The sequence below is a fragment of the Pseudomonas sp. Ga0074129 genome (genome assembly GCA_001465025.1).
Classification (GTDB): domain Bacteria; phylum Pseudomonadota; class Gammaproteobacteria; order Pseudomonadales; family Pseudomonadaceae; genus Aquipseudomonas.
The window spans coordinates 1-15671 of the sequence record LNDO01000052.1 but is presented as its reverse complement, the minus strand read 5'-3'; the positions used below and the strand labels follow the sequence as shown (position 1 = coordinate 15671).

Here is a 15671-nt window from a genome sequence, read left to right as displayed (position 1 = left end):
ATCTACGCGTCAGCAAACTGCAGCCAAGCGACAGCGTGACCGGGTGAGCGCCCGCAGGCCGGTAAACGGCTTGGCGGTCAGCGAATCGCTATGCTAGCTTGACGCCTCGCCAGGGAGGCCGTGTAACGCCGTCATGCATTTATAAGAAGAGGACACCCAATGGCCGAGGCCACGCCCGCGCTGGAAATTCGCGACCTGCACAAACGCTACGGCGACCTTGAGGTACTCAAGGGCATCTCCCTCACCGCTCGCGATGGCGATGTGATTTCCATCCTCGGCTCTTCCGGCTCCGGCAAGTCGACCTTCTTGCGCTGCATCAACCTGCTGGAAAACCCGCACAAAGGCCAGATCATCGTGGCCGGTGAGGAACTCAAGCTAAAGGCCGCCAAGAATGGCGATCTGGTCGCCACCGACAATCGCCAGATCAATCGCCTGCGCAGCGAGATCGGCTTCGTCTTCCAGAATTTCAATCTGTGGCCGCACATGAGCGTGCTCGACAACATCATCGAGGCACCACGCCGCGTACTCGGCAAGAGTAAGGCTGAAGCCATTGAGATGGCCGAGGCACTGCTGGCCAAGGTCGGCATTGCCGACAAGCGTCACGTTTACCCCAATCAGCTTTCCGGCGGCCAACAGCAGCGCGCCGCCATCGCGCGCACCCTCGCGATGCAACCGAAAGTCATCCTGTTCGATGAGCCCACCTCGGCGCTCGATCCGGAGATGGTACAAGAAGTGCTTAATGTGATCCGCGCACTCGCCGATGAGGGGCGCACCATGCTGCTGGTAACTCACGAGATGAACTTTGCTCGTCAGGTGTCCAGCGAGGTGGTGTTCCTGCATCAGGGGCTGGTTGAAGAGCAAGGCTCCCCGGAGCAGGTCTTCGACAACCCGAACTCGGCGCGCTGCAAACAATTCATGTCCAGCAACCACTGAAAACACGGAGCAACTACGCATGCAGAACTATAAGAAGATCCTGCTGGCCGCGGCCGCCACATTGGCCTTCGGCACCAGCGCCGTCGCCGCCGACAAACTGAAACTGGGCACCGAGGGCGCTTACCCTCCTTTCAACCTGATTGATGCCAGCGGCCAAGTCGGTGGTTTTGACGTGGAAATTGGCCAAGCCCTGTGCGCCAAGATGAAAGTTGAATGTGAAGTGGTCACCTCTGACTGGGACGGCATCATTCCGGCGCTGAACGCGAAGAAATTCGACTTCCTGATCGCCTCGATGTCGATCACCGAAGAGCGCAAGGTTGCTGTGGATTTCACCAACCCTTACTACACCAACAAGTTGCAGTTCGTTGCCCCCAAAGGCAAAGAATTCAAGACTGATAAAGCCAGCCTGCAAGGCAAAGTAATCGGCGCTCAGCGCGCTACCATCGCGGGCACCTGGCTGGAAGACAACCTGGACGGCGTGGTTGAACTGAAGCTGTACGACACCCAAGAAAACGCCTACCTGGACCTGTCCTCGGGTCGTCTGGACGGCATCCTGGCAGACAGTTTCGTACAGTGGGAATGGCTCAAGAGCGATGCCGGTAAAGGCTTCGAATTCAAGGGCGACCCTGTGTTCGACAACGACAAAATCGGCATTGCCGTGCGTAAGGGTGATGAACTGCGCGTGAAGCTGAATGCTGCGCTGGCTGAAATCGTCGCCGACGGCACCTACAAGAAAATCAACGACAAGTACTTCCCCTTCAGCATTTACTAAGCTGCCGGCACTGCGTCGCCCGCCCCAGGGCGGCGCAGGCTTCTGAGCCCCTATGAATTTCGACCTCTACGGATTCGGCCCAGCCCTGGCTGCTGGCACCCTGATGACCATCAAGCTGGCGCTCAGCGCGCTGTGCCTGGGTCTGGTGCTTGGCTTGCTCGGCGCTCTCGCCAAAACTTCCCCGTACAAGCCGCTGCAATGGCTTGGCGGTACGTATTCGACCATCGTGCGCGGCATTCCCGAATTGCTCTGGGTCTTGCTGATCTATTTCGGCACGGTGCAGCTAATGCGCAATCTGGCAGACCTACTCGGTATCGAAAGCCTTGAGCTGAATGCCTTTGCCGCCGGCACCATTGCCCTTGGCCTGTGCTTCGGTGCTTACGCCACGGAAGTATTCCGCGGCGCCATTTTGGCCATCCCCAAGGGCCACCGCGAAGCCGGCCTGGCCTTGGGCATGTCCAAGCCGCGGATTTTCTGGCGACTGATTCTGCCGCAAATGTGGCGCATCGCCCTGCCCGGCCTGGGCAACCTGTTTATGATCCTGATGAAAGACACTGCACTGGTTTCGGTCATTGGCCTGGAAGAAATCATGCGCCGCTCGCAAATCGCCGTGACCGCCAGCAAAGAACCCTTCACCTTCTACATGGTGGCTGCATTCATTTATCTCGGCCTGACCGTACTCGCGATGATCGGCATGCACTTCCTTGAAAAACGCGCCAGCCGTGGCTTTGTCAGGAGCGCCTCATGAACTGGGAAGTGATCATCAAATGGCTGCCGCGCCTGGCTGAGGGTGCGATGCTGACTCTGGAACTGGTGGCCATCGCCGTTATCGCCGGGCTGATTCTGGCGCTGCCGATGGGTATCGCACGCGCTTCACGGCACTGGTATGTGCGCGCACTGCCCTACGGCTACATCTTCTTCTTCCGCGGCACACCGCTGCTGGTTCAGTTGTTTTTGATTTACTACGGCCTGGCGCAGTTCGATGCCGTGCGCGAAGGCCCGCTGTGGCCCTACCTGCGCTCCCCATACTGGTGCGCCGTACTGACCATGACGCTGCACACCGCTGCCTATATTGCCGAGATTCTGCGCGGCGCGATTCAGGCCGTGCCGCCGGGTGAGATTGAAGCGGCGCGCGCACTGGGCATGTCGCGAGCCAAGACGATGTTCTATATCGTCCTGCCGCGCGCGGCGCGCATCGGCTTACCGGCTTATAGCAACGAAGTCATCCTGATGCTCAAGGCCAGCGCCCTGGCCAGCACCGTGACCTTGCTGGAGCTGACGGGTATGGCACGCACGATCATTGCACGCACCTACTTGCCGGTAGAAATCTTCTTCGCGGCAGGGATGTTCTACCTGCTGATCGCCTTCCTGCTAGTACGCGGCTTCAAGCTGCTGGAACGCTGGCTGCGCGTCGACGCCTGCCAAGGCCGCTGATGAGCTGAGGGCCATGCGCCCTCAGCCCTGACCCACCATGCCGACCAGCACACACCCGCCAATTTTGGAAAATGCCGACCTGTTGGCGCGCTTCAACGCACTCGACGCGTTTCTCGACGAGCACGCGGGGCTGTGGCGGCCTCGACCTTTCGTGCATTACCCCGCACTGCCTTGGGAAGCCCAACACCCGCAATTAGCGGCTTGGCTCAGGGCACAAAGCCTGGAACACGCAGAAGCGGCGCATAACCAGCCGCATTTATTGCCCGCGCCTGCGCCCTTCCCGCAACTGGCCACCCAGGCACACGCATTAAGCTTGATCGGCGAACTGCCACAACGGCCCGCCCTGAGCATACCTGCGCAATTCAAAACCGACGTTCCGGGGCGTAAATGGCAACAGATTGATGCCTTTGCACGCAGCCTGAACTTCAACCAAACACCGCAGCACTGGCTGGACTGGTGCGCGGGCAAAGGTCATCTTGGCCGCCGGCTGGCCCACGATGGCGGCGCGCTAACGTGCCTGGAATACAATCCGCAACTGGTGAGCAGCGGCGAAAAACTCAGCAGCAAACTCAGCATTCACGCACAGCACATTGCGCAGGATGTGTTGGCCGACACTGCCGCCGCCCTACTGCATGCGCAACACACGCCCGTGGCATTGCACGCCTGTGGCGACCTGCATGTGCGTCTGCTGCAACTGGCCAGCCAGACCGGCTGCCAGCAATTGGCCGTTGCGCCGTGCTGTTACAACCGCATCAGTAGCTCGCATTACCAAGCACTGTCGAAACGCGCACAGGCTTCGACACTGCAACTGTCGATTGACGACCTCGGCCTGCCCTTGAGTGAAACCGTCACGGCCGGTGCACGCGTGCGTCGTCAACGCGATCTTTCCATGGCGCGCCGACTGGCTTTTGACGGATTACAGCGACACATTCGCGGCATAGATGAGTACCTGCCAACGCCGTCCCTACCAGCCGCTTGGCTAGACAAACCCTTTGCCGACTACTGCAAAGACCTCGCCGCGCTCAAACAACTGCCGTGCCCCGGCGCGCAAAACTGGCAAGAGCTTGAGCAGCAAGGCTGGCAACGCCTGGCTCATGTGCGCAACCTAGAGCTATTACGCGGCCTATTCCGCCGCCCACTGGAACTCTGGCTGCTGCTCGACCGCGCGCTCTTCCTGCAAGAACAGGGCTATGAGGTGCGTTTGGGCACCTTCTGCGCACCCGAGCAAAGCCCACGCAACATGCTGTTACTGGCAGAACGCCATTCAATCTTACCCACAACATCTGTGGATAACTCTGTTGACAGATTCTGAGCAAACGCCGCGAACGCGCACCGTTACACGCCAAAAAGCACTTGATCACTTTTTAGCCGAATAAATAATCTCATTAAAAACATGAGCTTATAAAAATCAGTGAACCAACGCACAAACACTGCGCACAGTCACACAGCACGCCCCGCGAATGTGCATAAGCCAAATCAGGGTGATAACCGAGACTGCAAATATCTAGCGACAAGTGGCTTTACTCAGCCAAATGAATAGATATAATGGCGACCCTCAAAGGCCGGTATAGCTCAGCTGGTAGAGCAACTGACTTGTAATCAGTAGGTCCCGGGTTCGACTCCTGGTGCCGGCACCATATAAATCAACGACTTAGGCTCACCGCAAGGTGGGCCTTTTTCGTTTTTGCTCAACACTTTGCTCAACACTTCCCAACAGCTACCCGCTAACCCCTGCCCCGCCCGCCCCCGCAATCAGTCCTAAAACTGACAAGGAAGTGGTCGAATAGCCGCCCAAATCGCTTTCTAGAAATGTCACTTTACTTCCAGATCAACACTGGAGGTACGCCAATGACACACCCCTTCCACACAAACGACGAGTTCTGCGGGATTCTTCGCTGCAGCCCTACAACGCTTTGGCGTCTGCGCCGCACCATCCCCGGCTTTCCCCAGCCATTCCGTATTGGGCGCCGACTGCTATGGAGTCACGATCAGGTTGAGCAGGCCATCAGCCTGATCTGCTAATCGCCTGCCCTCTAATCGAGTTCTGACCCTGCATTAGGGGGCTCCCCTTTCCAAAATTTTCCAGACCTATGAATGGTTTGCGGGCGTTAGTACGCCTTCGAATCAGGGGATCGTTTATGCAAAAAAATGATAGCGACGCTCACCACGCCCAACCAAGCCCTCTGGCAAGCAGCATTAACACGGTCTTTTCGCGGCCTTGCTACCAGGTGTTTGACAACCCCACTCCCCTGGATGGGAAGCTCTTGAAACCAGGCGTTTGGCATCTTGGCAAGAAATCCAGCCGAGGCGAGGAGGAAGCGCCAACTCATGAGTGGCTGTGCGGGCCATTGCATGTTGATGCCATTACGCACAGCCAGTCTCAAAACGCAGACTATGGCCGCTTACTCCGAATTCAAAATCGAGACGGTCACTGGCTTACCTGGGCAATGCCCGAAGAACTGCTGGCAGGTCGTCCACAGACCATTTTGGCCAAGCTTTACAGCATGGGGCTTGAAATCGACTACCAGAGCCATCGCCAGGTGATGCTCTATATTGCCAGTCAGGCACCAGAGCAACGCATCATCTGCACCCCAGTCACTGGCTGGCATGGTGCATCCCTGTTCGTCACTCCATTGGAGTGCATTGGCCAGGGCCAAGCCATCTATCAAACTGGGGACGAAGCCGTTGGCGAATATGACAAGGCCGGCACTCTGGACGGCTGGCGTGAAACTATCGGAGCAGCGCTATCAGGTAACCCCCTGCTGCAACTGGGCATCGGAACTGCGCTGGCGGCCACGCTGCTGGCCCCGCTGAACCTTTACTCAAGCGGCGGCTTCCACCTGCTGTGGGACAGCTCCAATGGGAAAACCGTCGTTGTCCAATGTGCCGCATCTGTGTGGGGACATGGCGTTCACTTCACATTGAAATGGAATGCGACGGCCAATGGGCTGGAAGGCATCGCCGCCCTGCGTAACGACTGCCTGCTAGCACTGGACGAGTTAGGCCAAGCTGACCCGCACTCGGTCGGCGATGTGGTCTATAGCATGGCAGATGGTATTGGCAAACAACGCGCCGGCAGCTCGACTGCTGCAAGGCAAGTACGCCGCTGGCGGGTCATGCTGCTATCGAGTGGCGAAGTGACACTCGAAACGAAAATGGCCGAAGCAGGTAAACGCACTCGTGCGGGGCAAGAGGTGCGGCTAGTAACCCTATCGGCCGGGAGAACCCATGGGGCGTTTGACAACCTGCACAAACACCCAGATGGTGCCACCTTTGCAGAAGCATTGGTGCTCGCCAGCGTCAGCAACTATGGCCACGTCGGCCCAGAGTTTGTCCGCCGCCTGATTGCCAGCGGCGACATGGAAAAGCTGGCGACAATGCTAGCCACCATTCGCGCTAATTTCCCCGCCAATACAGGCCAGTCAGCACGTGTTGCAATGCGTTTCGCGCTGGTTGCCCTTGCACTGGAGTTGGCCGTAGACATGGAGTTGTTACCGATTGCCAGCGGCGAGGGAACTAGCAGCATGATTGAGCTGTTCAAGAACTGGCTGGCAGAGCGTGGGGCTGGCCCCTGCGAGGATAAACAAATACTGCGCGCTGTACGCGACTTCATCGACCGCCACGGCAGCACCCGTTTTCAGTCGCTGATAACGGGTGAAAAAGGTGTGCGTGACCGTGCCGGCTACCTGGAGAACGGCCCCAACGGCCGCTGGTACCTATTCAACCGCAGCGGCCTAGAAGAGGCGACTCGCGGCTTTGAACTGACCCGCGTCACCCGCACCCTGGATAAGGTGGGTGCGCTTGTTAAAAAAGAACCAGGCAAAATGCAGCACAAAAAGCGCCTCCCAGATGGCAGCAGCCCGGGGCTGTATTGGATCGACCCGACCCGCCTGGAGCCATCAGACTGATTGCTCCTTAGCGTTTCGGACAGGGAACACAGCGAACAGCGGTAACAACCCAGAGCCATAAGCTCTCCAGCTGTTACCTAGCCGGATACAGCTCAGGGAACTGGGGGAACACCAGTGCGAACTGTTCCCTTAGTTCCCTACCAAGGAAAGAGCCAGGGAACAACTACAGACTGCCCCATGCTTGTCCTGTCCCTCTGCTCCCGCTGTTCCCTACGCGAAATCAGGGGGCGCATCACCATTTATCTGATAGACGAAAGAGCCCGGCAAAAGCCTATAAGGCCCTCCAGTACTTTCACCCAGTGAATCAGTACATTCGCCCCACCCACCTGCAGCCCACCACCCAGCCTGGGATACAATCTCCGGCATTTATGCCGTCAGAATCGGCACCCTGCCCTAGGGTGCCCACTAGGGATTCCGCAATGCCTCTCACGCTGCAACAACTGGAACGCCACCTGTTCAAGGCCGCCGATATTCTGCGCGGCAAAATGGATGCCTCGGAATTCAAGGAATATATTTTTGGCATGCTGTTCCTGAAGCGCTGCTCCGATGTATTCGAGGAGCGCTATGAGCAGGTCGTGGCTGAAGAGATAAACGCCGGCAAGAGCAAGGCCGAGGCTTTTGTCACGGCGGAAAATCCGCGCTGGTATAAACGCGATGGCAATTTCTGGGTGCCCAGCCAGTCTCGATTCAAGCATCTGGTCAACGAAGCGCATATCAACGTCGGCGACCTGCTGAACAAAGCGCTGGGCGGCATCGAGGAAAATAACGCCTCCCTGGAAGGGGTGCTTGAACACATTGACTTCACCCGCAAGGTCGGCCAGAGCAAGATTCCCGACCAGAAGCTGCGCCAGCTCATCACCCACTTCGGTGAAGTGCGCCTGCGCAACAGCGATTTCGAATTCCCCGACCTGCTGGGGGCTGCCTACGAGTACCTGATCGCCGAGTTCGCCGACTCAGCCGGCAAGAAAGGCGGCGAGTTCTATACGCCGCGCTCAGTGGTGCGGTTAATGGTGCATCTGCTCAAACCGACCCTGGCCCACGATGTCTACGACCCCTGCTGCGGCTCGGGCGGTATGTTGATCGCGGCCAAGGAGTACATCGACGAGCACGGCGAGGACGGTCGCAAGGCCAACCTGTTCGGCCAGGAATTCAACGGCACCGTCTGGTCCATCGCGCAGATGAACATGCTGCTGCACGGGATCAGCAACGCCTGGCTGGAGAACGAAGACACCCTGGCCGACCCTCGGCATATCGAAGGGGGCGAGCTACGCCGCTTCGACCGCATCCTCACCAACCCGCCGTTCTCCATCAACTGGGGCCATACCGAGAAAAACCCGGATGGCAGCCTGGCCTGGAACCCGACCTTCCGTGAGGAGCGCTTCCGCTTCGGCGAAGTGCCTTTGGGATCGAAAAAGGCCGACCTGATGTTCCTCCAGCACATGCTCGCCGTCACCCGCGACGAGGGCATGATCGCCACCGTACTGCCCCACGGCGTGCTATTCCGTGGCGGTGAGGAACGCGGCATCCGCGCCGGCATCATCGAGAACGACCTGCTTGAAGCGGTGATCGGCCTACCGGCCAACCTGTTCTATGGCACCGGCATCCCGGCCTGCATCCTGATCCTGCGCCAACAGAAGCAGGAAGGCGCCAACCGCATCAGTGCCAAACCAGCCGAACGCCAGGGCAAGGTGCTGTTTATCAACGCCGACCGCGAATATTTCGAAGGCCGCGCGCAGAACTACCTGCTGCCCGAGCATATCGAGAAGATCACCACCGCCTTCGACGAATTCCGCCGCATCGACGGCCTCAGCGATGTGGTGGACATCGCCACCCTGCGCGCCAACGACTACAACCTGAATATCCGCCGCTATGTGGACAACGCCCCGCCGCCCGAGCCCCATGATGTGCGCGCCCACCTGCTCGGCGGTGTGCCGAAGGCCGAAGTTGAAGCGAAAGCCCCGCTATTCACCGCCCACGGCCTCGACCCGCACGACCTCTTCGTCGCGCGCGATGCACAGTATTTTGATTTTCGCGATGAGCTAAGCCGCCGCGCCGACCTCAAGCCGGCCATCGAAGGCAATGCCGGCATGCAGGCCAAGGAAGCCGCCCTGCGTGAGGCCTTCGAGCAGTGGTGGAATGAACACAGCCCGCGTATCACCGCCCTGGTTGGGAAGCTGGATAACAGCGCCGCCCTGGTCGAACTGCGCGGCGAACTGCTGGCCAGCTTTAGCCAGACACTGGAAGGCATCGGCCTGCTCGACCCCTTCCAGGTCCGCGGCATCGTCGCCGGCTTCTGGTACCAGAGCAAATACGACTTTCTCGGTTTGATGGCCCGCGGCAGCCGGGGCGTAATCGATGCCTGGCGCACCAGTATCATCACCGCTCGTGAAGACAAGGCCAGCAAGCAGAGCCCGCTGGAGCACAAGCTGGTGAAGTTCCTGCTTGGCGATTTCGTGGCCGAGCTGGCCGAGCTGGAAGCTAAAAAGGCCGAACTGGACAGCCAGCTCAAGGCCGCCGCCCCAACCAAGGGGGAAGATTCCGACGAGGCCGACGGCGAGGCAGATGCCGACAACGAGGAAAACCCCATCGACGAAGTCCAGCTGAAGGCATGGAAGGCCGAGTTGGCCAAGGTGAAAAAGCAGCTCAAAACCCAGCAGGAAAACTTCGCCAACCATCTAAACCAGGCAGTCGACGGCCTGGACGAGCCCCAGGCCGCCGAGCTGCTGCTGACCATCCTGCATAACGATATGAAGGACATTGTCGAGCGCTATATCGCCGCCCAGCGCAAGCAGATAGTCGCTGCCTTCGAGAACTGGTGGGACAAGTACCGGGTGACGCTGAACGAGATCGAACACAAGCGTGATGCGGCGGCCGAAGCGTTGCAGGGGTTCTTGAAGGGGTTGGGGTATGTCTGAAACTCTGTATGAGCAGCGTCCTTTAGGGGACGCAGTAGAACGGCATATTGGCGGCGGTACGCCCTCACGGCAGGTGCCGTCCTACTGGAAAGGGGAAATTCCCTGGGCCTCAGTCAAGGACTTCCCTGAGCAGAAGGGCGTGATTCAGGACACCGAGGAGCACATTTCCTCTGCAGGCCTTCATGCCAGTGCCAGCAACCTGATTCCTGCACAAACGCCGCTGGTCTGCACTCGGATGGCGGTCGGCAGGGCTGCGCTGCCGGTGATCCCCATGGCGATCAATCAGGACGTGAAGGCGCTTTTTCCTGCCTTGGGTGTATACGCCGAGTACTTATTGAAACTGATTCAATACATCCAGCCGCTTGCCGAGGGCAGGGCCGTTGGTTCCACGGTGAAGGGCATCCGTATTCAGGACTATCTGAATATTCCCGTGCCACTGGCGCCTCAAGCAGCCCAGCCTGTCATCGCCCAAATCCTCGACACCCTCGACACGGCCATCCGCGAAACTGAGGCGCTGATCGACAAGCTCAAGGCCGTCAAACAGGGCCTGCTGCACGACCTGCTGACCCGCGGCATCGACGCCAAAGGCCAACTGCGCCCACCACAGAGCGAAGCACCGCAGCTCTACAAGGAGTCGCCGTTGGGGTGGATTCCGAGGGAGTGGGAGGTAGTGAAGTTGGGGGCAGTACTCAGCGAGCTTGGTCAAGGATGGAGTCCTGACTGCCCATCCGAGCCAGCTGGCGCCGGTGAGTGGGGTGTTCTTAAGACGACCTCGGTTGTATGGGAGGGGTATAACGAAGAGGAAAATAAGCAGCTACCCGTCCCGTTTAAGCCACGACCTGATCTTGAGGTCAAAAGTGATGACATTCTGATTACCCGCGCAGGCCCAAAAAGTCGCGTTGGAGTTGTGGTTCATGTTCCATCCACACGCCCTCAACTGATGATCTCAGACAAGATTTATCGCTTGCGGCTGCTTAGCTCTGAGGTGCCTGCTTACTTTGCCTTGGCGTTATCCGCAGGGTACATGCAGAGTGCAATCTCTCGAACAGTCAGTGGTATGGCTGAGTCGCAGACAAACATATCTCAAGGTGTAATCAAGGGGCTTGCGATCCTACGTCCCATACGAGAAGAGCAACACGCAATCGTTGCGCATGCCCGGGCTTTTGATGAGAGGCTAAGAGCCGAAGCACTCTGCTTGTCGAAATTGCAGGCACAGAAAAATGGCCTAATGGACGACCTCCTCACCGGCCGCGTGCGCGTCACCCCGCTGCTGGAATCTGTGCAGCAAGCTAATGCAGCAACGGGAGCCTGACATGACCCAGCGCCTGCCGCCCCGCGAGTCCCTAACCGTCGAGTTCAAAAGCGACCGCAGCAAGCTCCCCGATCGCGAGCTGATCGAGGCGCTGGCCTGCCTGGCCAATGCCGAAGGCGGCGAACTGTGGCTGGGCGTGGAGGACGACGGCATACCCAGCGGTCTGCATACCGAGCATCGGATGCTGGAGGGCCTGGCCGGTATGGTCGCAGCGCGCACCTCGCCGTCGCTGAATGTGCAGGTCGAGGCGGTCGAGCTGGACGGCGTGACTGTGGCGCGCATCCAGGTGCCCAAGGCTCAGGGCGAAGTAGCCACTACCGGCGGTGTCTACCTGCGCCGCCGCCTCAAACATGACGGTACACCCGAGTGCGTGGCCATGCTGCCCCATGAGCGCAGCAGCCGCGCGAGCAGCTTCGGCCTGCTCGATGTCTCCGCCCAGCCGGTGGCCGGCGCCACCCTGGCCGACCTCGACCCGCTGGAGCGCGAACGCCTGCGCCAGGCCGTGCAGCAGTACGGCGGCGACCGCGTGCTGCTGGAACTGGACGACGAAGCCCTCGACGGCGCGCTGCTGCTCACCGCGCGGCAAGCCGATGGTACGCGCGTGCCGACCCTCACCGGTCTGCTGCTGGTCGGCCGGGAAACCTCGCTGCGGCAACTGGTGCCCACCCACGAGTTCGCCTTCCAGGTGCTGGCCCAGCAGGCAGTGCGCTTCAACGAATTCCGCCGCTTCCCGCTGCTCAAAGCGCTGGACTGGCTGGAAACCAACTTTCGCCCCTATAACCCCGAGGAAGAACTGCAGGTCGGCCTGTTCCGCGTGCCGGTGCCCAAGGTCGACCTCGGTGCCTTCCGCGAAGCCGTGGCCAATGCCCTGGTCCACCGTGACTACCACGGTCGCGGCGCGGTTCATGTGCGCCTGGAGGACGATGCCTTGGTGGTCAGCAACCCCGGCGGCTTGGTCGATGGCGTGACCCTGGCCAATCTGCTGGTGACCGAACCGCGCCCGCGCAACCCGGCCCTGGCCGATGCCATGAAACGCATTGGCGTGGTCGAACGCTCCGGCCGTGGCGTGGATAAGATCTTTCGCGGCATGCTCAAGTTTGGCCGCCCGGCGCCGGATTACAGCCACACCAGCGCGCAGAGCGTGGTGCTGCGCCTGCCCACCGCAGAGGCCGACCTGGACTTCCGCCGCCTGGTGGTCGAGCACGAACGCGCCACCAATGCCGAGCTGCCCATCGACAGCCTGATCGCCCTCGCCGCCCTGCGCGAAAGCAAGCGCGTCACGGCTGATGAGTTGGCCGTGCAGATCCAACGAGACACCACCAGCGCCAAACGCACCCTGGAAGCCCTGACCGAAGCCGGTCTGGTGGAAGCCCATGGCTCCACTCGCGGTCGCAGCTACACCCTGTCGGCCAGCCTGTACCAGGCTGTAGGCGACAAAGCCGCCTATACCCGCCAGGCAGGCTTCACACCGATTAAGCACGAGCAAATGGTGCTGAGCTACGTTCGCCAGCATGGTTCAATTAAGCGCGCCGAAGTGATGGAGCTTTGCCGTCTTTCTGCTGAGCAGGCAAAGGAGTTGCTTACAAAGCTTCGCGATGAGAATCGCTTGATTCTGCAAGGTGAAAAACGTGGCAGCCACTATGTGCTGGGGCCTGACGCATGAGCAGTCAGCGCGACGAGTTGATCGCTGAATTCGCAAAACTTCAGGAGTTCTCTCAGGCGTTCAACTACGAGCACGACAATGAGCGTGAAATTGCGATTGTTGGCTGTGCGTATATCGAGAGCCTGCTCGGCGACATTCTGGTTGCGACTTTTCTGGATGATCGCTCCGAGGTGAAATACCTGATTGGTGAGGCTGGCCCACTCAACGGTCTTGTAGCCAGAGCCCGCCTGCTCTATCTGCTAGGCGTTATTCATGAGCTGGTCTACAAAGACATCAAGATCATCGGGAAGATCAGGAATGAATTTGCACACAAGGTTTCTGCCTCGTTCGCGGATGACAGGATCAAATACCTGTGCAGAAACCTGAAATGGCATGAATTCAACCTCTTTATGAAGCCACCCGCTGAGGCTACAGCTCGGGATATTTACCAAGTAGGCGTCAACCAGGTGGTTGCTCATCTAGGCGCCCTTCCTGGCCTACAACGTTATAACCGAGCCCAGCGCGACTAGCTTTGGCGTATCCATTCGGCAGTATTGGGGCCGTTATGGGAGTTATGGGGACTTATGGGGGATCTGCCCCCATAAAATCACCCAATTAGACAAGGAGTGGCCTGTGGGCTGGGAACTGGAAGACGTCGAAAAACCCTTTGTGGCTCAGTTGCAGGGGCTGAACTGGCAGCATACCGAGGGTAGCCTCGACGATCCGGCCATCACCGGCCGCAGCAGCTTCAGTGAAGTGATTCAGCGGGCTGCGCTGACCGAGCGCTTACGAGCCATCAACCTGCGCGACGGTCAGCCCTGGTTGGATGATCAACGCATTGCCGAAGCCTTCGCCGCCATTACCCGTGTGGGTGCCGGCAAACTGATTGAGGCCAACCAGAGCGTCACAGAGCTGCTGCTCAAAGGCATCACCGTCGACGGCCTCCCTGGCTGGGAAGGCGGGCGCGGCCAGACCATCCAGTACATCGACTGGGACACCCCAGCCAATAACCACTTCAGCGTGATCAACCAGTACCGCGTCGATTGCCCGCCGGGCTACAACAGCGGTAAGAAATTCATCGTCCCGGATCTGGTGTTGCTGGTTAACGGCATCCCGCTGGTGGTGGTGGAGTGTAAAAGCCCTTCTATTCCTGAACCGCTGGCCGAGGCCGTCGATCAACTGCGCCGTTACAGCAACCAGCGCAAGGCGGCCTTCGAGGTCGAGGAGAACGAGGGCAATGAGCCCCTGTTCGCCAGTGTGCAGTTGCTGATCGCCAGCAGCTACGACGAAGCCCGGGTGGGCTGTATTGGCGCCGGCTTCGCGCATTTTTCCCAATGGAAGACCGTGGTAGGCCCGGATGGCAGCGGCAGCGAGCAAGCCGTGGCCGAGCAGCTGGGCAAAGCCAAATTGTCCGAGCAGGAGCGCCTGGTGGCGGGCATGCTAGCGCCTGCCCATCTGCTCGATCTGATCCGGCATTTCATGCTGTTTATGCAGGTTGGCGGGCAGACCATCAAGACGGTCTGCCGCTACCAGCAGTACCGCGCGGTAAACCGCACGGTGACCCGCATGAAACACGGCCAGACACGCCTTGAGCATGGCGAGAGCGACCAGCGCGGCGGCATCGTCTGGCATACCCAGGGTTCGGGCAAAAGCCTGACCATGGTGTTTCTGGTGCGCAAGATGCGCACCGATTCGCAGCTGCGCCGTTTCAAGATCATCGTGGTCACCGACCGCAAAGACCTGCAGAGCCAGCTCGCCGCCACCGCCACGCTAAGCGGTGAACTGCCGGAGGTCGCCTCTAATATCGAGGGCGTTAAAGCCCTGGCACGGCGCCAAGGCCCAGGGCTGGTATTCGCCACCATCCAGAAGTACCGCAACCCTGAGCAGGACGAAGATGGGGCGGCCGCTCGCCCTGCGCAAGACGCAGCGCTGGTGAAAGCCGCGGAAAAACGCGCTCCCTACCAGGGAAGCAAACCGTTCGAGGTGCTCAACCACGACGAGAGCATTCTGGTACTGATCGATGAGGCACATCGCACCCAAGCCGGCGATCTGCACGCGAATCTGCTGGCAGGCCTACCCAACTGCGTGCGCATCGGCTTTACCGGCACGCCGATCATCATGGGTGACAAAAAACGTACCCACGAAATTTTTGGTGCGTTTATCGACAAATACACCATCAAGGAGGCCGAGGCGGATGGCGCGACTGTACCCGTGCTCTACGAAGGACGCACGGCACAGGGTGCGGTGAAAGACGGGGCGAGCCTGGATGAGCTGTTCGAGGATTTATTTCGCGAGCATAGCCAGGACGAACTGGAACTGATCAAGAAAAAATACGCCACCAAGGGCCATATCTTCGATGCCCCGGCCCTGATTACCGACAAGGCCCGCGACATCCTCCGCCACTACGTGACCAATATCCTGCCCAATGGCTACAAGGCGCAGGTGGTGGCCTACAGCCGGATTGCGGCCATCCGCTATTTCCATGCGCTGCAGGCCGCCCGTGATGAGCTGCTGGCGGAGGCTGACGCACTGCCCGCTGTCGATAAAGACCTCGACGATGAAGCCCTGTGCCAGCGACCGCCCAAGCTGCAGGCGCGCGTGCAGGCGTGGCGCTATCGCAACACGCTACGCAGCCTGGAATTCGCACCGATTATTTCCGGCCTGAATTCATAGAATAAGTGCAACGCTTGAAACGATAGGCAGAGGGCCAGCCACCGGTAGAATCCAGGCTCTCACACCAAAGGATTCAAGCGCA

Annotated in this window: 10 protein-coding genes, 1 tRNA gene and 1 pseudogene; all 12 read left to right on the top strand. The window is 59.4% G+C overall.

Annotated elements, in window-relative coordinates:
• Nucleotides 1-159: 159 nt before the first annotated feature.
• Entirely contained in the window at nt 160-933 is a 774-nt protein-coding gene (locus AUK77_RS04590) for an ABC transporter ATP-binding protein (RefSeq protein WP_296126683.1), read from the top strand.
• A 19-nt stretch (nt 934-952) separates the two neighbouring features.
• Nucleotides 953-1705 carry an ABC transporter substrate-binding protein gene (locus AUK77_RS04585; protein ID WP_296126682.1) on the top strand — a complete coding sequence of 251 codons (753 nt, stop codon included), beginning with the start codon at nt 953-955 and terminating at the stop codon, nt 1703-1705.
• 52 nt (nt 1706-1757) lie between these two features.
• Nucleotides 1758-2453 carry an ABC transporter permease gene (locus AUK77_RS04580; RefSeq protein ID WP_296126681.1) on the top strand — a complete coding sequence of 232 codons (696 nt, stop codon included), beginning with the start codon at nt 1758-1760 and terminating at the stop codon, nt 2451-2453.
• Nucleotides 2450-3139, top strand: coding sequence for an ABC transporter permease (locus AUK77_RS04575; RefSeq protein WP_296126680.1), 690 nt, complete (start codon nt 2450-2452; stop codon nt 3137-3139). The genes AUK77_RS04580 and AUK77_RS04575 overlap by 4 nt, the downstream gene beginning before the upstream one ends.
• Nucleotides 3140-3176: 37 nt before the next feature.
• Nucleotides 3177-4451 carry a methyltransferase gene (locus AUK77_RS04570; RefSeq protein WP_296126679.1) on the top strand — a complete coding sequence of 425 codons (1275 nt, stop codon included), beginning with the start codon at nt 3177-3179 and terminating at the stop codon, nt 4449-4451.
• A 249-nt stretch (nt 4452-4700) separates the two neighbouring features.
• Nucleotides 4701-4776 (top strand) — tRNA-Thr (locus tag AUK77_RS04565).
• Nucleotides 4777-5322: 546 nt separating this feature from the next.
• Nucleotides 5323-7047, top strand: a complete 1725-nt coding sequence (locus AUK77_RS04560; protein ID WP_363079361.1) for a DUF927 domain-containing protein — start codon at nt 5323-5325, stop codon at nt 7045-7047.
• Nucleotides 7048-7466: 419 nt separating this feature from the next.
• A complete protein-coding gene (locus AUK77_RS04555) occupies nt 7467-9962 on the top strand; it encodes a class I SAM-dependent DNA methyltransferase (protein ID WP_296126678.1) in 2496 nt (831 codons plus the stop codon).
• The gene (locus tag AUK77_RS04550) at nt 9955-11274 is read left to right on the top strand and encodes a restriction endonuclease subunit S (RefSeq protein ID WP_296126676.1); all 1320 of its coding nucleotides are present in this window, start codon (nt 9955-9957) and stop codon (nt 11272-11274) included. Before AUK77_RS04555 ends, AUK77_RS04550 begins: the two co-directional genes overlap by 8 nt.
• 1 nt (nt 11275) lies before the next feature.
• The gene (locus AUK77_RS04545) at nt 11276-12937 is read left to right on the top strand and encodes a crosslink repair DNA glycosylase YcaQ family protein (protein WP_296126674.1); all 1662 of its coding nucleotides are present in this window, start codon (nt 11276-11278) and stop codon (nt 12935-12937) included.
• Nucleotides 12934-13446, top strand: coding sequence for an MltR family transcriptional regulator (locus AUK77_RS04540; RefSeq protein WP_296126672.1), 513 nt, complete (start codon nt 12934-12936; stop codon nt 13444-13446). The genes AUK77_RS04545 and AUK77_RS04540 overlap by 4 nt, the downstream gene beginning before the upstream one ends.
• 103 nt (nt 13447-13549) lie before the next feature.
• Nucleotides 13550-15577, top strand: a pseudogene (locus tag AUK77_RS04535) (HsdR family type I site-specific deoxyribonuclease); the annotation flags it as partial.
• Nucleotides 15578-15671: the final 94 nt, after the last annotated feature.